This window comes from Pseudomonas sp. QS1027 (genome assembly GCF_002814235.1).
In the GTDB taxonomy this organism is placed as follows: Bacteria; Pseudomonadota; Gammaproteobacteria; order Pseudomonadales; family Pseudomonadaceae; genus Aquipseudomonas.
Map to the genome: position 1 here is coordinate 1 of NZ_PHSU01000030.1, position 21,637 is coordinate 21,637.

9 protein-coding genes are annotated in these 21,637 nt (G+C 61.4%); 4 read left to right on the forward strand and 5 right to left on the reverse strand.

Going from position 1 to position 21,637, the window contains the following annotated elements:
- Window positions 1-28 precede the first annotated feature (28 nt).
- The 4 genes from gloA to CWE01_RS24490 form a co-directional block, all read right to left on the reverse strand.
- Window positions 29-559: a lactoylglutathione lyase gene (gene gloA, locus CWE01_RS24475; protein ID WP_100943124.1), complete on the reverse strand. Its 531-nt coding sequence runs from the start codon at window positions 557-559 to the stop codon at window positions 29-31.
- Between the two features lie 609 nt (window positions 560-1,168).
- Window positions 1,169-1,525 carry a histone-like nucleoid-structuring protein, MvaT/MvaU family gene (locus tag CWE01_RS24480; protein WP_100943125.1) on the reverse strand — a complete coding sequence of 119 codons (357 nt, stop codon included), beginning with the start codon at window positions 1,523-1,525 and terminating at the stop codon, window positions 1,169-1,171.
- A gap of 242 nt (window positions 1,526-1,767) precedes the next feature.
- A complete protein-coding gene (locus CWE01_RS24485; protein WP_100943126.1) occupies window positions 1,768-3,339 on the reverse strand; it encodes an EAL domain-containing protein in 1,572 nt (523 codons plus the stop codon).
- A 74-nt stretch (window positions 3,340-3,413) separates the two neighbouring features.
- Window positions 3,414-4,286: a LysR family transcriptional regulator gene (locus tag CWE01_RS24490; protein ID WP_100943127.1), complete on the reverse strand. Its 873-nt coding sequence runs from the start codon at window positions 4,284-4,286 to the stop codon at window positions 3,414-3,416.
- A gap of 88 nt (window positions 4,287-4,374) precedes the next feature.
- Here CWE01_RS24490 and CWE01_RS24495 point away from each other — a divergent pair, with 88 nt between their 5' ends.
- The gene (locus CWE01_RS24495) at window positions 4,375-5,316 is read left to right on the forward strand and encodes a DMT family transporter (RefSeq protein WP_100943128.1); all 942 of its coding nucleotides are present in this window, start codon (window positions 4,375-4,377) and stop codon (window positions 5,314-5,316) included.
- A gap of 246 nt (window positions 5,317-5,562) precedes the next feature.
- Window positions 5,563-6,636: a 4-hydroxyphenylpyruvate dioxygenase gene (gene hppD / locus CWE01_RS24500; RefSeq protein ID WP_100943129.1), complete on the forward strand. Its 1,074-nt coding sequence runs from the start codon at window positions 5,563-5,565 to the stop codon at window positions 6,634-6,636.
- Between the two features lie 47 nt (window positions 6,637-6,683).
- Here the strand turns inward: hppD and CWE01_RS24505 are convergent, their stop codons facing one another.
- On the reverse strand, window positions 6,684-7,325 hold the full coding sequence (locus CWE01_RS24505) for a DUF1345 domain-containing protein (protein WP_100943130.1): 642 nt from the start codon (window positions 7,323-7,325) through the stop codon (window positions 6,684-6,686).
- Between the two features lie 401 nt (window positions 7,326-7,726).
- Between CWE01_RS24505 and CWE01_RS24510 the strand changes: the two genes are divergently transcribed.
- Together CWE01_RS24510 and CWE01_RS24515 are read left to right on the forward strand one after the other, a co-directional pair.
- A complete protein-coding gene (locus tag CWE01_RS24510) occupies window positions 7,727-8,896 on the forward strand; it encodes a substrate-binding domain-containing protein (RefSeq protein WP_100943131.1) in 1,170 nt (389 codons plus the stop codon).
- 213 nt (window positions 8,897-9,109) lie between these two features.
- Window positions 9,110-21,496: a filamentous haemagglutinin family protein gene (locus tag CWE01_RS24515; RefSeq protein ID WP_100943132.1), complete on the forward strand. Its 12,387-nt coding sequence runs from the start codon at window positions 9,110-9,112 to the stop codon at window positions 21,494-21,496.
- The last annotated feature ends 141 nt before the right edge of the window (window positions 21,497-21,637 follow it).

Here is a 21,637-nt window from a genome sequence, read left to right on the forward strand (position 1 = left end):
CATGGGGCTTTTTCTTTGCCGGGCGCTATCAGGCGTCTTGCAGGGGGGCCGGCTGGATGATTTCCACCCAGTAGGCGTCCGGGTCTTTCACGAAGGCCAGGCTTTTCATGCGACCGTCGGTCAGGCGTTTCTGAAACTCGACGCCCAGTTCTTCGAAGCGCGCGCAGGCAGCACGAATATCCGGGACCGAGATGCAGATATGGCCGAAGCCACGTGGGTCGGTATTGCCGTTGTGGTAGGCAAAGTCGGGATTGCTTTCAGTGCCATGGTTATGGGTCAGTTCCAGGATGCCGGGAATCGACTTCATCCACTGGGTCCGTTCGGCAGCGTCGGCAGGGATCTGCGCCTTGTCGACCAGGGCGAGGAAATACAGGCTGAATTCGGCTTCCGGGAAATCACGTTTCTCCACCAGGGAGAACCCCAGAACACGGGTGTAGAAATCCAGGGACTGGGTGGCGTCCTTGACCCGCAGCATGGTGTGGTTGAACACGAAGCCCTGGGTGGCGACGTCGGGTTGGGCGGTAACGCCGGGAAAGGTGTTCAGGTCTTGCAGGCTCATGGGCTCTCCGCACGGCAGGTGAAAAAAAGCGGGCGATCATGGACGCGGCAGGCAGACTCGCCGATTCCGATCCTGTGGGACGGGATCATACTGAACCGGGGCGCAGGCGCCAAATTCGGACGGGCGGATTTTAGCCCCGGGCACAGGCGTGCCGGGTAATAGCGGGCTACTTCGGTTTTGCCAGGAAGTTATAGCGAAGTGTATAAAGCTTGCCGAGGAGGCATAAAGAAGCCCGCCGAAGCGGGCATGGGGCGCTAATCCTTTAGCAGCCTGCATCCTGTAAGAATCGATGTGAAAAATGTGTGAAGATCGTGAACGGTTTGTTTTTCATCCGACAGGCGTAATAGGAGCGGGGCATTCCTTCAGGCTGCGCTGAGAGATTTTTTACATGCAATAAGAATAGTCGAGGCGCCCAGGCTCGCTGAGTAACGGGCATTATGTCGTTTTTGAGCTCTGCATTTCCGACGTTCGTCGCCGAGTGGGAACTCTTGCCTGAAAGACCTGTCGTCGATATAGGTATTATTGTCGTCGCCGTGATGCCGGCCGTTATGATCTTTGCCGGCAAGAAAAAGCCCTGCCTGAGCAGGGCTTCTACGTTAGGGCGTGAAGTCAGCCACGCAACCAGGAATCAACGGTCGCGGCACCGTGTTGTTCTTTCCAGGCTTTCAGGCCCCGGTGATTGCCGCCCTTGGTCTCGATCAGTTCGCCAGTGTGGGGGTTCTGGTAAACCTTGACCACCCGGGCGCGTCGCTGCTTGGGCGCTGCGGCGCCGTGTCGGCTGGGGTTCGGGTCGAGGATCGCGATGATGTCGCGCAGGCTTTTATCGTAGGTCTTCATCAGGCCCTTGAGTTTTTCCTCGAACTCGATCTCCTTTTTGAGTCCGGCATCGTTCTTCAGGGCTTCCAGCTGGGCGAGTTGCGCTTTAAGGGCCTGTTCTGCGGCACGAAATTCGGCGAGTTTGGACAAGATGTTTATCTCCACGAGTTGTATTCGGCTGCCATCTACCTAAAACAAAACGACAAGCCAATGCTTGCAACGGCTTTCGTCACGCGTATACACCTGGGTGTGGCAGTGCGGGAAGTTACTTATAAGCCTCAGAGCGTCCTATCAATTTACTGCGGGCATGAAAAAGTGTAGTAGTTATCCGGCCAAGAGTAAATAACGCGGGTTAGACGTTGAAGAAATACCGATAGACAAGTGTCTGTGACTTATTCTGACAACGTGACTTTATCTTCTTGTACGCTGGCCTGCCGTTTGAAATTGTTAAGAAAATCCTCCGCCGGCAATGGCTTGCCAAACAAGTAGCCCTGGAGAAATCCAACACCCCGGGAGGTCAGGTAGTCGCGCTGTGCTGGCGTTTCGACACCTTCGGCAACGATGCCCAGTTCAAGCTTGGCACTCAATTCGATAATGCTGTCCAGGATATGCCCGGACAACGCGTCGGCACCGATCATGGCGACGAAGCTCTGGTCGATTTTCAGGTAGTCGACATTGAACTGGCGCAAATAACTGAGGCTTGAATGCCCGGTGCCGAAGTCGTCAATGGCAATCATCACGCCCATGTCGCGCAACTGGGCGAACAGTTGCTGGGCAACGGCACTGGGTTCGATCAGTTCGCGTTCCGTCAACTCCAGTACCAGGCGTACTTGGCCGGGGGTAAAGGCGCCGAGAAAGTCGCGGCAGTCGTCCAGCAGTTCGAGGTCCTGGCAATGTCGGGCGGTGATATTCACCCCCACGTGGAAGCCGGGTTCAAAGGTCGCCGCTTGCGGGGCGAGCAGGGCGGCAGTCTGTTGCAGCAATGAACGGGTCATCGGCACGATCAGGCCCGAGTCTTCAGCCAGGGGAATGAACAGGTCCGGGCGCACCAATCCCTCACGGGGATGCTGCCAGCGCATCAGCACTTCCGCGCCGGCCCATTGGCGGCTATGGCTGCGCACCACCGGTTGGAAATAGGGAATGAATTCCCGGGCTTCGAGGGCTCGCTGGAGCTCGTGGGTCGGTGCGTTGGAACGCTTTTGCAACCAGCGCGCCGTGGCTCCGGCCAGCACCCCGAACACCAGCAACAAGGCCATCAGGGCCGGATACTCCTTGCCGACGTAACGCCAGGCTTCTCCCGGCGGGAAGCCGGAACTGACACTGAAGGGGAAGCGACTGGAGGACAGGCTCGCCTGGCCGACGGCAAACCCGGGGGCCTCGCCTTCGCGTACCTGGCCCTGGCCGGAGATCCAGACATTGCCGACCTGCAGGCGCAAGCCGGCTTCACGTCCGATCAGGCGCAGGATATTGGCCAGATGGTAGCCGTCGATGCTGACCATGGCGGCGCCTTTGCCGTCCTGCAGGCGGTAGACCAGCAGCGAGGACTTGGGCGTGACCGGATTGCCGTTCATCAGCCAGAGCGTGCCGTCGACATAGTCGGCCGGGTCGACCGCTTCCTGATAAGGCCCGAACAAGGAGGTGCAATACAGGTTGTTGTTCCAGGCCAGGTTCGCGGCCCGGACAAAGGGCCGTCGGGTGACCTGCTCGCGCAAGGCCAGTTGGACGTCGACGCAGGGCTGGCCGGCCAGGGGCAGGATGACATTGGCGGATTCGGCGGCGTTGTCGAGCATCAGGTCGAACTGCTTGAGGGCCTCGCCGGCGGTTTTCCCGGCGTTCTGGCTCAAGGTCCGACCGGCTTGCCAATGCAGGATGGCGATCCCGGAGAGGATCGGCAGCAGGCCGATCAACAGGCTCAAGGCATAACGGGCGATCCAGGAGCGAGAACCTTTGGCGGTCAATGGCATTGAGGGGAACCTTTGGGGACAAGGGCGCCTGGAAGCGCGGCTGTTGCCATGATAGCCGGACTGGGCTCGTATGTTCAGCGATAGTCGAAGCGACTGGCCAGGTCGATAAAGGCCTGGGTTGCCGGGGAGACCTGGCGCCGGTCGAGCACGGCGATACCGATCTGGCGTATCACCCGTGGCGATAACGGCCGGCTGACGTAGCCGGGGGCCGGGTGTTCCGGCAGGGATTGTTCGGCCACCACGGTCACGCCTTCGCCACGGGCAACGGTTGCCAGGGTGCTGAGCAGTTGCGCGGTACGGTAGCGGATATCCGGGACCAGCCGCTGGGCGGCGAACAACTGGGAAACCAGTTCCCCGGAGCCGGCTCCGGTGAGGATGAACGGGTCCTGGCACAACGCCTTGAGCTCAATGGCCGACTGTTCGCACAACGGGTGACCGACGGGGAGCAGGGCGACCATCTGGTCTTCCACCAGGGCAAAGGTGTCGAAGCGCTCCTGCGGCAGCACCACGAATCCCACGTCGATCCGCCGCTCTTCCAGCCATTGCAGTACCTGTCGGTCAGGGCCTTCGTCGACCTGCACCTGGATTCCCGGATGGGCCAGCCGGTAACGGGCCAGCAGCGCCGGCAACAGTTTGGTCGAGGAGGTTGGCCCAAACGAACCGATACGCAGGGTCCCGCGTTTCATGCCCCGGGCATCGGCGGCCTCCTGGCGCAAGGTATCCGCCAGGCCGAGCATGGCCCGGGCCCGCAGCAGCAATTGTGCGCCGATATCCGTCAGTTCCACCTGGCCCTGGTGCCGGCGCAACAACTCGACGCCCAATTCCTGCTCCAGCCCCTTGAGGGCATGGGAAACCGCCGACTGGCTGATCCCCAGGCGCAGGGCTGCACTGGTAAAGCCGCGCAGTTCGGCGACCTGGGAAAACACTTCCAGTTGAGTCAGGGTCATGAGCTTTTACTCATTTTACGATGAGTCGACATAAATAAAATAATGCGGCCAGTTTGACAACCGTCCTTCTCGATCCGCAGGAAAAACCATGCACACACAGGTATCCACCTTCGCCGCCGGCCGCGACCTGCGGGTCTACTTCAAGCTCGCCGGGGTCTCGATGATCTGGGGCGGGACCTTTGTCGCCGGGCGCTTCCTGTCCAGCGATATCGCGCCCTTGCTGTTGGCCAGCCTGCGCTTTCTGCTGGCCAGTGTGATCCTGCTGGTGTTTATCGGGGTGACACGCATTCCCCTGGTACTGCCGGACAAGAAACAATTCGCGCAATTGGCGCTGCTGGGTTTTTTCGGCATCTTTCTCTACAACCTCTGCTTCTTTTACGGCCTGCACTACATCAATGCCTCGCGGGCTTCATTGATCGTGGTATTGAACCCGGCGGTGTTCGGGCTGGCCTCATGGCTGTTTTTCAAGGAGCGGCTGAGCGTCCCGAAAGTCCTTGGCATCCTGGTCTGCATGGGCGGGGCGGGGCTGGTGATTATCAGCGGCAACCGCAGCGTGTTCGACGGCGCGGCCCAGACCTGGGTCGGCGACCTGCTGATCTTCGGCTGCGTGCTGTCCTGGGCGGTCTACTCGCTGTTCTCGCGTAACCTGACCCGGGTGCTGGGCCCGCTGACCACCGTGACCTATTCGATCTGGCTCGGGACGGCCATGCTCTGGCTGGCGACCTGGGTGCGCGGGGAGGCGAGTCTTGCGCTCATCGAAACCTTGAATCCGCAACAGCTGATGAGCCTCGTCTACCTCGGCGGGCTGGGTTCGGCGCTGGCCTATATCTGGTATTACGATGGCATCCAGCATATCGGTGCAACGCGTGCAGGCGTATTTATCGGCCTCAATCCGTTGACCGCGGTGATCTGTGGCGCGCTATTGCTGGGCGAGCAGTTGACGCTGATCATGTGCCTGGGCGGCGGGCTGATCCTGGCCGGTATCTACCTGTGCAACCGACCGGCTTTGCGGCTGCCCGAACGGAAATAAAAAAGGGATACGGACAAACCGGGTTACGCCATGTAGAATCTGGTTACGCATATAAGAATAACGTCTTCTGGCAGCAGAAGCCTCGCCCTGAGAGACTGGGTCGACATGAAGATACTTGGGTTCCAACTGATCTACGGCGATTTCCTTGCCCGCAGCGTGCGGGGCATCTCCTGTGCGCCACCCGCCGACGTCCGCATTGATAGCAACTAACTGACCGTTACTTGATAAAAATGATGAGGCGTCACCATGACCGATATCCTAAACCCGATGGGCCTGATGGGCTTTGAGTTCATTGAATTCGCATCGCCGACCCCGAATACCCTGGAACCGATCTTCGAGATCATGGGCTTTACCAAGGTCGCGACCCACCGCTCCAAGAACGTGCACCTGTATCGCCAGGGCGCGATCAACCTGATCCTCAACAACGAACCCCACAGCGTGGCGTCGTACTTTGCCGCCGAGCACGGTCCTTCTGTGTGTGGCATGGCCTTCCGCGTGAAAAACGCCCAGCAAGCCTATGCCCGCGCCCTGGAACTGGGGGCCCAGCCGATCCACATCGCCACCGGTCCGATGGAACTGAACCTGCCGGCGATCAAGGGCATTGGCGGTGCGCCGTTGTACCTGATCGACCGTTACGGCGAAGGCAGCTCGATCTATGACATCGACTTCGTCTACCTCGACGGCGTCGACCGCAATCCTCCGGGCGCGGGCTTGAAGATCATCGACCACCTGACCCACAACGTCTACCGCGGGCGCATGGCCTACTGGGCGAACTTCTACGAGAAGCTGTTCAACTTCCGCGAGATCCGTTACTTCGATATCAAGGGCGAATACACCGGTTTGACCTCCAAGGCCATGACCGCGCCGGACGGCATGATCCGCATCCCGCTGAACGAAGAATCGTCCAAGGGCGCCGGGCAGATCGAAGAGTTCCTGATGCAGTTCAACGGCGAGGGCATCCAGCACGTGGCCTTCCTCACCGACGACCTGGTCAAGACCTGGGACCAGTTGAAGAAGATCGGCATGCGCTTCATGACCGCGCCGCCGGAGACTTACTACGAGATGCTCGAAGGCCGTCTGCCGAACCATGGCGAGCCGGTCAACGAACTGCAATCGCGCGGGATCCTGCTGGATGGTTCTTCACAGGACGGCGACAAGCGCCTGCTGTTGCAGATCTTCTCGGAAACCCTGATGGGGCCGGTGTTCTTCGAATTCATCCAGCGTAAAGGCGACGATGGTTTCGGCGAGGGCAACTTCAAGGCGCTGTTCGAGTCGATCGAGCGCGACCAGGTTCGTCGTGGTGTACTCGCCACCGAGTAACGACCGCCCGCTCCAGCGGCGGCCCCTCCCGGGGCCGCCGTTCTGGCTCAGCCAAACAATCCCGCCGCAATATTGATCGAAAACCCCAGAATCGCCGTATTGAACAGAAAGCCGATCAACGATTGCGCCAGCACCACCTTGCGTAATGCCTTGGTGGCCACGCCCACATCCGAAGTCTGTACCGCCACGCTGATGGTGAAAGAGAAGTACAGGAAGTCCCAATAGTCCGGATGTTTCTCGCCATCGGCAAAGCGCAGGGGCGATTCTTCAGGTTCGCCCAGATAAAACTGCCGCGCATAGTGCACGCTGAAGATCACCCCGATCAGCAGCCACGAGCCCAATACCGTCAATCCGGTAAAACCGTAGTGCCAGGCCCTGGCATGGACGTCCAGATCCTTGCTGCCCGCCAGTTCGACAACGATTGCAGCCAGGCTGGCAATGGCGGCAATCGATACGATCAGCAACACCGTCCCGGCATTTTCGTCTTCGCGCTCGACAAAGCGCTGCACGTCTTCGGGCTTGGAGCGCACGGTCAGCCACATCATCATGGCCAGGTAGGACCAGACCCCGGTATTCCAACCGACCAGGATCTTGGTCAATACCGGGCTGACCGGGGCCAATGCGCCAACGGCCGCGCCGAGGAGGGCGGCGATGGTCAAGCGGGGGTGGGTACGGACGAGATGGGGCATGAGGGTTCTCTGTTTCCAAGTATCCAGGCACCTTAGCATGGACCTCGTCATACAGAATCCTTGCGCACCCGTGCGGTGAATCCGCAGAACTCGGGTTCCTCGTTCTGTCATATCCCGGCCACCCCGTCCCGTGTCTCGCCGCCTCCAGCGCAAGGCTCTTTGCCACTCCCGTAAAAACCCCGCCATTACGCGGCGAAAGCGCTGCGAACACCCGAGAATTTATTTAAAAATCAATAAGATTCACCCGAGGTTTTTTCCTTTATCTGTCACCGGAACTTGAGAACTTCTCCCCCATGGCCTCACCCCACAAGTCGTCTGGAACTAAGGCGACGCATCGAGCGCCATGGCGTCATGAACGAGCAAGTCACTCAACGTACGAACACGACGAAAGGAGATTCTTCATGTTTAAGCGCAACGTTCTCGCGGTATCCCTGACCCTCGCTGCCCTGTGCTCTGCCCAGGCAGCCATGGCCGCTGTCAACGGCGGTGGTGGTACCCTCGCGGCTCCGTTCTACAACACTTCTGGTGTTCTGCCTTCCGGTTTTGCTGCTTACATCGGTGTTGGCAGCGGCGCGGGTAAAGCCGCGTTCCTGAACAACGATCCTGCTCAGTTCGGCCTGCCTGCTGGCACCAACGTGCACTGGGCTGGCAGCGACTCGAAGCTCGCTGCTACCGATATCACCACTTACAACACCAACCACGGTGCTGCCTGGGGCCCATTGATCCAGGTGCCTGCAATGGCAACTGCAGTGACCCTGCCGTTCAACAAGGCCGGTACCGCCCTGAACCTCACCACTAACGAAGTGTGCGGTGTTTTCTCGGGTCGTCTGACGGACTGGGGCCAACTTGCCGCTCCTGGTGGCCGTAGCGGCCCGATCACTGTGGTCTATCGCAGTGACAGCAGCGGTACCACCGAACTTTTCACCCGCTTCCTGAACGCCAAGTGCACCGGTGAAGCCGGTACCTTCGCCGTGACCACCAGCTTCGGCTCCAGCTACTCGCTGGGTGTTCCTACCGGTGCCGTAAGCGCCGTGGGTAGCCCTGCGGTCATGACCGCATTGAAAGCCGCTGACAGCCGCATCACCTACATGAGCCCGGACCTGGCAGTGTCCGCTACCGCCGATCTGGACGACGCGACCAAAGTGGCCACTGTCAACTCCATCGCGCCAAACCTGACCAACGTCGGCACCGCCGTCTCCGGCGTCACTCCGCCTGCCGCTGCCAACCGTTCCAACCCAAACCTGTGGGTGCCGGTCTTCGCTGCCACGACCAGCCCTACCGACCCAAGCGTTTTCCCTTTCCCTTCGACCGGCTACCCGATCATCGGCTTCACTAACATGATCTTCAGCCAGTGCTACGCCGATGCAACCCAGACTGGTCTGGTGCGTTCGTTCCTGACTCAGCAATACGGCGCTGGTACCAGTGCCAACGATGCAGCGGTAACGGCTAACCGTTTCGTTCCAATGTCCGCAGCCTTCAAGTCCGCCTTGCGCGGCAGCTTCCTGACCGCCACCAACGCCCAGTACGTCGGTAACACCAGCGTTTGCAACGCCATCGGTCGTCCGCTGTAACCCCTGCTTCAACCCAGTGCAATACCCGATCAGCAACGGCGCAAGCCGTTGCTGATTTTTTGCGTATGCCTACAACTCGATATCGCCCAGATGAATATTCCATGACAAAGGTTCGGTCCCGATCCCCGGTATCCGCCTTAGTCATATAAGCGACACCGGCCTGGGACAGGCTGGCGTGGCAGCCCACTGTGCAACAGATAAGGAAGGGTAGTGATGCTCCGCTGCAAACCTCCGGCAAGACTCAATGCTCAAGTACGCCCAGGCGAACCGTCGATATGGGCGCTCAAGCCCGTGGCCCAGGCGATAGCTCTGTTGCTGGTGGCCGGCAGTGCCCAGGCGCAGACCGCATTCAGTGCCGGCTGGTTTGCCGACAAGGGCGCTGCCCAAGCCGCGAGTGCCGGTCAGCCGGGTGTACAGTTACCGGGCATGCCGCCGCCGTTGGCGCAACAGCAGCAGGTCAACCAGCAGTTGCAGCGGTCATTGGCCAACTTCAATAACAGCGTCGCCGCGATTGCCGCGCAACAGGCGGCACAGGCCGCTGGACGCCAGGCTGCCCTGGCCCGGCTGCCAACGGTGCCGGACGGCCTGGGCGAGGGCGGTCTGAAAGTCGATACCGGCCTGACCCAGGGTTGGCTCAATGCCAAGGCACCGGTGCAGACCCAGGCCGACGGCCAGACCACCGTCACCATCACCCAGACCGCCGACAAGGCCATTCTCAATTGGGAAACCTTCAACGTCGGACGCAATACCACCGTCGATTTCTCCCAGCAGTCGAACTGGGCCGTACTCAACCGCGTCAACGACCCACAGGCTCGGCCGAGCGAGATCCAGGGCCAGATCAAGGGCAATGGCACGGTCATGGTGGTCAACCGCAACGGGGTGATTTTCAGCGGTACCAGCCAGGTCAACGTGCGTAACCTGGTGGCCGCCGCCGCAACCATCAGCGACTCCCAGTTCAACAAGGGGCTGTATGTCGACAGCACGGGTACACAACCGACCTTTACCGATGCCGTAGGGCAGATCCAGGTAGAGCGCGGGGCGCTGATCCAGACCTTGAATCCGGCCACATCCACCGACTCGGGCGGTTATGCCTTGTTGCTGGGCAGTGAAGTGATCAACGACGGCAGCCTGATTACCCCCAACGGCCAGGTCACTCTGTCGGCGGGCGACAACTTCTACATTCGCCAGGGACTATCCACTACCGGCAACCCACGTTCGACCACCCGTGGCAACGAAGTGGTCAGTACCCTGAACAGCGGTAGCAGCTCCGGGACGGTGATCAACAGCGGTTTGATCACTGCCTCGACCGGCGACATCACCCTGACGGGTCACCAGATACTGCAAAACGGCGTCATCGCCAGCAGTACTTCGACCAACATCCGTGGCACGGTGCACCTGCTCAATTCGGCGGGCGACAGCACCGGCAGTATCGTCCTGGGCGCCGGCAGCACCACCGCCATTTTGCTCGATGCCAGCACGACCGGGCTGGACAGCCAGCGCGATGCGGCATTGGCGGCACTCAACGGTACCCCGAGCAATCTGATCACCGGCAAGTTCGATAACCTGAGTAGTGTGGTCGACCGTATCGAGCAGTCGCGGATCGAGATCGTCAGCGGTGGTACCGTGGATTTCCAGAACGGCTCGTTGACCCTCGCCACCGGCGGCCAGGTCGCGGTCAGTGCCGGGCAACGCAGCCTGGTGCGCGATGGTTCGATCATCGATGTGTCCGGTGCGGTCGGGGTCAAGGTGGCCATGGAGGCCAACTCGATCAAGGTCAACGTCCAGGGCAACGAACTGCGTGACGCCTCGGGCAATCGCGATGCGGGCAACTTGAGCAGCAGCGATGTCTGGGTCGATGTGCGTGACCTGGTCTATGTGCCGGCCGGTATCGACGGTTATCCCACGGCGCGCTGGTACACCGCCGGCGGCCTGCTGGAAGTCAGCGGTTATCTGGGCACCCAAGGGCACGGCGTCGGCGAGTGGATGGCCCAGGGCGGTACGCTGACGTTCACCGGCAAGGATGTGGTCACCCAGAAGGGCGCCCAGATCAATCTGTCCGGCGGCACCCTGGATGTGCAAAGTGGCTATATCAAGCAGACTTGGCTGATGGGCTCCGACGGGCGTCTGTATGACCTTTCCAGCGCCCCGGGGGACTTGCTCTACAGCGGAATCTACAAAGGTTTCGCCGATACGAGCGCGCGCTGGGGCCAGACCGACTATTACTACAATCCCTTGATCGCCCCACGCCAGCGTTACGAGCTGGGTTACACCGTGGGACGCGATGCCGGCAACCTGGTGATCTCGACCAGCAGCGCGGTGCTTGAAGGCCAGGTGATCGGTGATGTGTATCAAGGTCCTCAGCAGAATCAGGCCGCCAACCCCACCCTTGATGGTTATCAGCAATCCCGGACGGCGGTGGCTCGCCGCGCGCAATTGATCGCAGGCACTTACACGCCGATCTACGACCCGATAGCGGGCGTGGTCAATTACAACCTCGGTGCCAGCCTGAACCAGGTCAGTTTCACCGCCGACCCAACCGCCGTGGCCGCAGGCGTGGACCTCAGTTCGGTGGTCCCGGCGAGCCGGCAGGGCACGCTGGTGCTGGACACCAACCTGCTCAACGGTTTTCAGCTGGGCTCAATCAAAGTCGCCGCCAAACAACAGATCGAGGTCGACAACCACCTGAGTGTCGCCAATGGCGGCAGCATCACCCTGTATGGCCCGCAGATCACGGTGAATGCCGACCTGACGGCCCATGGCGGCACGCTGCAACTGGGCAACGTGCTGAATCAGATCGACCCCAATGCGTCATTCAAACTGCAGGATACGGTTATCACGCCGCCCAGCGGCTCGCAGGCCAGTGTCACCGTAGCCGAGGGGGTGAAGCTCAATGCCGCGGGGCTGTGGACCAATCAATTGTTGGACTCGTCCGACGATCGGAACCTGCCCTATGTCAACGCGGGCCAGGTGTCCCTGCGCAGCAGTGGCGATGTGACCTTAAAGGCAGGAAGCCTGATTGATGTGTCGTCTGGCGCCGCCCTGTTGGCCAACGGCAAGACCCTCGGCGGCAAGGGCGGTAATCTGACCCTGGCGGCCAATGCCGGCGGTATCGGTGTGAGCGGACAGTTGAACCTGGGCGGTGATATCCGTGCAGTGGGCGTCAACGGCGGCGGCACCTTGACCCTGCAAAGCAGCCAGGTGCTGATCGGTACGCCGACGACTCCGATAAGCGCTGCCATCGAACTGGACGGCGACTTTTTCAAGCAAGGCTTTTCAGCCTACGACATCACGGGTAACGAGGGGCTGACTGTCGCCGACGGTGCCCATGTGGACGTGAGCCAACCGGTTTATCGCCTGGGCGACAATGCCTCCACCGTCGCTTCCGGCAGCGATCCGGCGCAGGCGCTGCAAGTCTGGACACCGGATATCTATCAACAGGATCCGCTCAAGGGCGTGCTGACTCAACGGCGTGGCGCCGGCCTGAGCCTGAAGGCCGGCACGCTCAATTCCACGGATGCACAACGGGCGACCACGGCTCTCACCGTGGGTAGTGGAGCGGTCATCAGTGTCGACCCTGGCCAGGCCATCAGCTTGGGCAGCATCGGCCAATTGACGGTGAATGGCACCCTGAATGCCTGGGGCGGGACAGTCAACCTCAACAATATCGGTGTCGTGGACCCCAAGCTGCCGGTGAATGGTACGGGTAACAGCCGCTCTATCCTGCTGGGCGATGAGGCGCTCATCGATGTCGCTGCAAGGGCGGTGACCGCAGTAGACATGCGCGGTCAGATCTACGGCCAGGTGGCTGGCGGCGGCTCCATTGTCATTGGCGGTGGTGCCATTGATTCGGCGGCCGGTACGGCCACCGCAGCCGACCTGTTTATCGTGGTGAGCAAGGGCGCGCGCCTGGATGCCTCGGGCACCCAGGCCAGCCTGGATATCCCTGGCCAGGGGCGCACGCTGGTGGCCAGCAATGGCGGCAGCATTTCCCTGGGGTCGAACAATGGTCTCTATCTGCAGGGCAGCTTCGCCGCCCGTGCCGGTGGCGAGGGCGCGGCCGGTGGCAGCTTGTCGGTGGTGTTGCAGACGCCGTTGTACTCGAGCCAAGGCAACTCGCCGGCGACTGACCGGGTGATGCAGGTTCGCGAAATGGTGTTGCAACAAACCGCTGACAGCGGCCCGGCACCGGACCTCGATGCCCTGGCCTACGGTCATGGGCAACTGGCCGCCGATCAGGTCCAGGCGGGTGGATTCGGTAATCTGGCGGTCTATAGCAACGGCTTTCTGTCTTTCAATGGCAACCTGAATCTCAGTCTGAGCCAGAGCCTGCAGCTCTATGCCGGTGCCTTCACCGTGCCACAAAATGTGCCGGATACTATCCGGGTCAATCTCTCCGCGCCTTCGTTGCTATTGGGGGGTGTCAGCCCTCCGCTGCTTAGCAATCCGGCTTATGTTTCGCCCGTATCGACAGGGGCATTTCTCAGTTCGCAATTGCCGAGCCAAGCTGAGTTTTCGGCTCAAGGCGCACTGATCGATGTACGCAACAATGTGGTGTTCGGCTCCACGGGCTCCTTCAAGAATGCTGGCGGTAACGATGTTCAAGTCCAGCGACGCGGTTTCGACCAGGTGAGTCTGACCAGCCAGGGCGACTTGCGCTTTCTGGCGGGCATACCAAACGGCGCAGGCTCGAGCAATCCGACGACGCAACTGATTACGGCTGGCGATTTGCATTTGAACGCCGCGCAGCTGTATCCCGAAACGGGCAGTATCGCAGCGGTGTCAGCGGGGGCAGGGGATACGCTGGGTACGCGGCTCTTGACCATCGGTCGCACCACCCAGGCTATTCCCCAACTGCCGTATTCGGCGTTTGGCAGCCTGACCCTGCTCGCTCCGATTATCGAGCAGGGCGGCGTGGTGCGTGCTCCCCTGGGGCTGATTCAGCTTGGCAATGGCAGCACCAAACGCGTGGAACTGCTGCCTGACAGCCTCACTTCCGTCAGCGGCAACGGCCTGGTCATGCCCTATGGCGGCACCTCGGACGGGCAGACTTATCTGTACAACGGCCAGAATGTCGCGTTGTACGGTCAGACCGGCTTGAATAATGGTCGCGGGATCGGTGTGATCATGGGCGGTCAGTCTATCGTGGTGTCGGCCGATGCCGTCCTGGACCTTTCCGGTGGCGGCGATCTGCTCGGCGCCGGTTTCGTTTCCGGTCGCGGTGGTTCCACTGACGCGCGCTACAACCCGCTCGTGCAGGTCAATCCGAATGGCACCTTCACCTTGCCCGGCCTGGCGACCAACCCGATCTATGCCATTGTGCCTGGCGTGCAGCAGGTGTATGCGCCGTCGGCTGGCAAGTCCGGCGCGCAAGATCCGCTGCTCGGCCAGCAAATCACCATTGGCGCCGGGGTACCGGGACTGGCGCCAGGCACCTATACGCTGTTGCCTTCAACCTATGCACTGCTGCCCGGTGCCTTCCGAGTCGAATTGAACGGTCTGGCGGGTGTTGGCACGGGGACCCGGGCACAAGCCATGCGCAATGGCTCCTGGAGCACGGCAGGGCAGTTGTCGATCGCCAATACCGGTATTCGCAACAGCGTTGCCAACCAGGTCATCCTGACTTCGGCGAGCGTATTGCGCACCTACTCGCAATACAACGAAACCAGCTATAGCCAGTTTGCTATCGCCGACGCCGCCAGATTGGGCGTACCGCGCCCGATGATTGAAGCGGATGCGAAAAGCCTGCAACTGAATCTGGCGCAAGGTGCTAGCGGTAGCGCCTTTTCATTCGACGGTATTGGTCGTTTCGGTGCCGCGCAAGGCGGTCATGCGGGTACGGTCGGGGTGATCAGCAATGGCGCGATCGAGGTGGTGCCAGCAGGAGAACCGGCTTCGACAGCCTTTGTCGGCGTCACGGTAGATGATCGTAGTCTGAACGCCTTGGGCGCTGCGAGCCTGATGATCGGGGGCATGCCGACGATCACTTATGGACAGGGCGGAAATTACATCGGCTTGGGTTTCAGCCTCAGCAGCAGCGTGGTACTGCGTAGCGGGGTGAAACTGGCGGCGCCAGAGGTGTTGCTGGTGTCCAATGGCGGAGCGATCACGGTCGAGCAGGGGGCCTCGATCAACACTCTCGGTATGGGGGCCACCGCCTATGACGCCTCTCAGGGCTATATCTACAATCTGGCGACTCCGGCGAATTCCGTTAGCACCGCGCGCTACAACTTTCTGGGGGTGTCCAATGGCTTGCTTCAGGTCCTGGCCCCGTCACTACCCGGTGCCGCTGGCGTCCATATCGGCGTCTGCAATTCGGGGCCTTGCACCGAGCAAACGGAGCTGTACTCCTCGGGCTCCATTGTCGTGGGTACGGGCAACGATTTTGTGCTCGCCGATAACGTGCGTTATGGCACGCGCCACCTGACCCTGGCCCTGAGTGCCATCAACCTCGGCAGCGACCAGGCCCTGGCCGATGCCGCCAGCCGCAACCTGCTGCCCGCTGGCCTGAGTTTGAACCAGAGCGTGCTGACGCGCCTGCTCAAAGGCGATACCCAATACGGCGCTCCGGCCCTGGAAACCCTTGAACTGGCCGCTCACGACAGTGTGAATGTGTACGGCAGCACGACCCTTGATACCTATGACCCGCTGACCGGCAAATCCCTGCTCAGCAATCTGATTCTCACTACCCCGGCCATTTATGGCGCTGGTGGTGCCGCTGATGTAGCGACCATCCACACCGCCGACCTGATCTGGAACGGTGCAGCCAACCCCGCCGGCAACGTGGTCGCCGGCGGTGCCGGCACCGGCAGCGGACGCTTGAATCTGCAGACCGAAACCCTGGAGTTCGGCTACGGTCCGTACGCACAACCCAATTCGGTCGCCAGCCTCGACCGGCTGCTCCTTGGCTTTTCCCAAGTCGATATCAGTGCCAGCCAACAGGTGACCGCCAACCACAAGGGCAGTCTGTCGGTGTACCAGAGCCAGGGCGCTTATCAGGCGGGTTCGGGCTTCGCCTACAGCGGTGGCAACCTGAATATCTCCACCCCCTTGCTGACGGGCGAAGCCGGCTCGGTGAACACCATCACCGTCGGTGGCGCACTCAACGTTACGGCACTGTCCGGCACCCAGACCCGCACTGGCGGCCAGGGTGCCAAACTCTCGTTGAACGCCAACAGCCTGCTCCTCGACACCGCAGTGATGTTGTCCAGTGGCCAATTGAACCTGACCGCCACGCAAGACCTGACACTGGGTGACGGCGCACAGGTCGATATGGCCGGCCGGGCGATCAAATTCAACGATGTGACGCAGTACAGCTGGGGGGGGGACGTCACCCTGAAAAGCACCACCGGCAATATTTACCAGGCGGCAGGCTCGCGTATCGACCTGTCGGCGCAGAACAACCGGGCCGGTCAATTCACCGCCCAGGCCGTGGACCCGGCCGAAGGGCTGGTGGATCTGCAAGGTAGCATCCTGGGCAGCAGCAGCGGTTTCTACGATGCCGGCGGTACCTATCTGCCTTACCTGGGTGGTTTTGCCAATATCCAGGCCCAGCGCCTGGGGGCCAGCGGTGCCGAAGATGCGTCATTCGCCGCCCTCAACCAACGCCTCAACGAAGGCCAGGTCTATGGCGCCCGGACCTTCCAGATCAAGCAGGGCAACCTGACCATCGGCAACGACCTCAAGGCCAATGCCATTGTGGTGTCGCTGGATAACGGCAGCCTGCTGGTCAACGGCAAGGTCGATGCCAGCGGCATTCAGGTGGGCAGTATCAATCTGTCGGCCAGCCAGGGTCTGACCCTGGCCGGTGGTGCTGTATTGGATGCCCACGGCAGCGGTTTGCAAGTCGATAGCCAAGGCAAGATCATCGACTCGCCGAACCGCGCGATAGTCGAGCTGAATTCCGGCCAGGGCCTGTTGACCCTGGGCAGTGGTGCAACCATCGATCTACGGGCCGGCACCGGGGTGGCGTTGGGCAGCGGGCCGGGCCAGAACGATGGCCGAGCGCGCGGCACCCTGGAACTCGATGCGCCACGCCTGGGCGGAGTCTCGGCCGGCGATATCGCCATCGATGCCAGCGGTAACCTGGCGATTCGCGGGGCGCGCTCCATCGCCGTCAATGGCACCTGGCAGTACAGCGATGCACCGTTGGGCACGGACCCAGCGGCCAGTGGCCGGCCTTACCAGGTCATCACCCAGGCCTACCTGGATGGCATCGACCAGCAAAACAGTGCGTTTGTCGACGCGGCGCTGCTGAACAACAACCTGCTGCAGAACAAGCTCGCCGGTTTGTATAACGCCACTTATGGTGACGTCCTGCACCTGCGTCCGGCAGTTGAGATTGTCAGTGCCACGCCGGGCGGCGACCTGGTGGTTCAGGGTGATGTCGACTTGTCCGGTTATCGCTACGCCAGCCTTAACCCGTTCACCCAGAAAACCGCGGTGTACGGCTCTGGCGAAGTGGGCAAGCTGGCCTTGCGGGCCGGCGGTGACCTGAATATCTACGGCAGTATCACCGACGGCTTTGCGCCGCCACCGAAGACTGATGACGACACAGGCTGGTTGCTGTTGTCCGGGATTGATTTCTCGGGTGGCAATATCGTCGTGCCCGGACCCGGGGTGACCCTGGCTGACGGTACCCGTTTCCCGGCGGGTTCGACCCTGAACTACGATGTGCCGCTCAGGGCCGTGACCCTGGTGTCGGGCACGCGTTTGCCCGTCAGTGCGACCCTGGACCAGCCATTGTTGCTGCCCGCTGGTACCGTGCTGGCTGCGGCGGTACGTGATGGTAATGGTAATCTTCTGTTCGCCGCCGGTACGCAGTTGACCCAGGCACAAAGCCTGCCAGCCGGCACGCAACTAGATGCCGGTACGCTGTTGAGCGCCAATACGGCCCTGCGTGCATTCAGTTGGCCCAAGGGCGTGGCGCTGCCAAGCATCGCCGGTAGCTCCCAGCCGTCAACCAATGTACTTGCTCTCAATGGTGATCTGGCCCTGGCCCGTGGCGCGTTGATTCCGTCGGGGACCAATGTGCTGCTGCCGGGCGGGGTAGGCTCGGTGCAACTGCGTCCTGAAGTCGGTGGCCGCCAGGGCGAGCTCTGGGGCGTCGCCCCGATGCTCGCCGAGAGCTCCCAGTCATGGTCATTACGTCTGGTGGCCGGTGCGGATACTACGGCGGCGGACAACCGCGTTGTACAAGTCAGCCCCGCCCACGGTGATATACATCTTGCCGACAGCCATTATGGGATGTACGGCGTTGGGGCTTTGGTCTTCACCGAGCAAGGTTCCTATGATGCGTACGGCGACCTCAGCATGGTTGGCCAACCTATTGATTTCACTTCCATCTACGTTTGGCCAACCTTCTGTACTGACATGCCAGGCGACTGCGGAACAATTCCAGGCTCGGCCTACACCGTCAACGCCGGTAGCTCGCGCTTTAGCGTCATCCGCACCGGCGCGGCCGATCTTGAACTGGTCTCCGCTGGCAATTTGAGCATGGATTCGTTGTTTGGAGTCTATACGGCGGGTACGTCTTCCACCCCGACGTCGACCAATGACCCTTACAACCAACCCAGGGCATTGGGCACCAACGGGACGGTGCTCAATGCCTTGTTTGGTGGCAATGAGAGCTTGGTAAATGGCAGCACGGACAGCGTGTATCGCGCCTGGTATCCCGAGGGTGGCGGCAACCTGACACTCAAGGTGGGTGGCGATTTGAGCGGGAATATTGTCTTGCCCACTGCCAACGGTATATCCAAACCCAACGGTGACACCGACCATGATTCGGCCAACGTTGCCAACTGGCTCTGGCGTCAGGGCAGTGGAAACGTCGATACCGGAGCCTCGCCGCAGCCGACAGCCTGGTGGATCAATTTCGGCACCTACGCCGCATCAATGAATTCCGGTGCGGACCAGATGGTCGGTTTTACCGGGTTTGGCACCCTTGGCGGTGGCAACCTGAACGTTCAGGTCACAGGCAATGCCGGGGTATTGGAGAGTTTGGCCGGTCATGCCATCGGTGCCGACAGTGTCAACCTGCGTACCGAAGGGGTGGTATTGGCAGTCGGCAGCACCGGGCGAGTCGCGGCCGACGGTAGTGTGCAGGTGACCGGTGGCGGCAACCTGACCTTGCGGGTCGGCGGCGATCTGAACCCAACGGCGACTGCCGCCACCGATGATCAAAATGGGGTTATTACGAATCTGCGGGGTCATGTTGCATTGGACAGTACTACTGTCGGCGCACTGACACTCTTGTATGGCAGTAATAGTAGCCAGCAGGCTCCGGGAGAAACTCGTGGTTACACGGCCTTTACTTCAACCCGCAGCCTTGTGGCTGGGGGCCTGACATTGGTGCCCGGAGACGCGACTTTTGACCTGTCGACCCTCGGCGATCAGGTCGTTCAAACGGTCGTTGATCCAGGACGAGCACCCGCGATGAGTGCGTCGCCGTACCTGGCCAGCGACGGCAGCCATGGCAGTGGAATGAGCTGGTTCTCGCTGTGGACCGACCACACGGCGATCAACCTGTTTTCAGCGGGTGGCAACCTCACGCCGCTGGTCCAGGGTGTGCTTTCCGACAATGCCGTGATCTATCCTTCCATCTTGAACGCCATTGCCGCGAACGGCAGCCTGTATTACGGGGATGCGTCCAACAGCAACCCCAGCGCCGCCATCGCTGCCGCGCTGACTCTGGCCCCTTCGAGCAAGGGGCAGCTACAGCTCCTGGCTGCCAATTCGATCTATGGCGGTAATCTGACCATCAGCCAATCCAGCGCGACCCCGAATGCGCTGGCCACACCTGAACGACCTGCATTCGTTGCCGTTCTACCGGGCACCGGTTCAATTATTAGTGGCAGCAGCAATCTATCGACGGATGGCAACCGGCTTATCGGCAGTGTCGGGCCTTTATTCGCGTTTGGTCCCGATAGCGCCTCCGGAAATTGGAGCGTCGACGCCGAGCCCGCACGTTTCTACGCGCTGAACGGAGACCTTGTCGGGGTAAGAAGCGGTCGCACCGTAACTTTTACGGAGCCTACCGACTCTCGTTTTGGTCAATCCTGGTATGAAGGTGGTGGATCTGTCTGGATGCAGGCAGGGCGAGATATTGTCAGCAGTGGTACCTCACCTGCCGGGGAAAGCAACGGTACGGGCTACCAGGCCGTAGGCAACCTCTTCGTCCAGAACAACCCCAACGACATCTCCCTGGTCTCGGCCGGTCGCGACATCCTCTACAGCAACTTCAACGTTGCCGGTCCCGGCACCCTGGTGGTCAGTGCCGGCCGCAATATCCTGATGGAAGACAAGACCAGCATCACCAGCCTCGGCGCCGTGGTGCCCGGAGATTCCCGCCCAGGTGCGAGTATCGTCATGCAGGCCGGCGTCGGCCCCAACGGTCCTGACTACCAGGCCTTTATCGCCCCGTACCTGGACCCGTCGAACCAGGCCGATGCCGGAACGCCTCTGGCCAGCCAGCCGGGCAAGGTGGCCAAGACCTACGACACCGAACTGGCGGCCTGGCTCGACGAGCGTTATGGCTTTACCGGCAGCGTCGACGAAGCACGGGCCTATTACACCGCGCTACCGGCCCAGCAGCAGGACATCTTCGCCCGTACCGTCTACTTCGCCGAACTCAAGGCCGCCGGCCGCGAGTACACCCTGGCCGGTGGTGTTCGCCAGGGCAGCTACCTGCGCGGCCGCGATGCCATTGCCGCGCTGTTCCCGGAGAAAGATGTCGCCGGCAATCCGATCCTCTACCAGGGCGCCATCACCCTCTATGGCCCGTCGGGCGTGCACACCAACTTTGGCGGCGATATCCAGATGCTTGCCCCCGGTGGCGGCCTGGTGTTTGGTATCGAAGGCAGCGCACCGCCGTCCACGGCGGGGATCGTCACCCAGGGCCAGGGCAATATCCAGCTCTTCGCCCAGGACAGCATCCTGTTGGGCCAGAGCCGGGTCATGACCACCTTCGGCGGTTCGATCACCGCCTGGTCGGCCGAAGGCGACATCAACGCCGGTCGTGGTTCCAAGACCACCGTGGTCTACACGCCGCCCAAGCGGGTCTATGACACCTGGGGCAACGTGAGCCTGTCACCGGCGGTGCCGAGCACCGGCGCCGGTATTGCCACGCTGAACCCGATTCCGGAGGTCCTGCCTGGCGATATCGACCTGATCGCGCCACTGGGCACCATCGATGCGGGGGAGGCGGGGATCCGGGTTTCGGGCAACGTCAACATCGCCGCCTTGCAGGTGGTGAACGCGGCGAACATCCAGGTGCAGGGCAAGTCTTCGGGCGTGCCGGTGGTGGCCTCGATCAACACGGGGGCGATCACCTCGGCCAGTGCCGCGGCCACCTCGGCAGCCCAGGCGGCCGACAACGTCGTCCGCCAGCAGCAGGCCAGCGCGCGGCAAAACCTGCCGTCGGTGTTCAGCGTGCAGGTCCTGAGCTTCGGCCAGGAGCACCTGGAGCCTTCGCGCGACGGCGCCAGCCGCGGCACGCCGAACTACAACCCCGACAGCCCGGTGCAAGTGCTGGGTGCCGGGCCGTTGAGCGAGCAGGCCCGGGCCCGCCTGACCGAGGAGGAACGGGGCAATCTGACCTTGTAATGAACGGATGTTTCTCCTCAGGGGCGGCCGTGATGGCCGCCTTTTTTTTGCCTGCGAAAGCGTCCTCCACACACCTCCAGCGTCGCCGCGGAATGAAGCTTTTATGACAAAAGTTCGGTAGCACAAGGCCAGCCCGGTCAT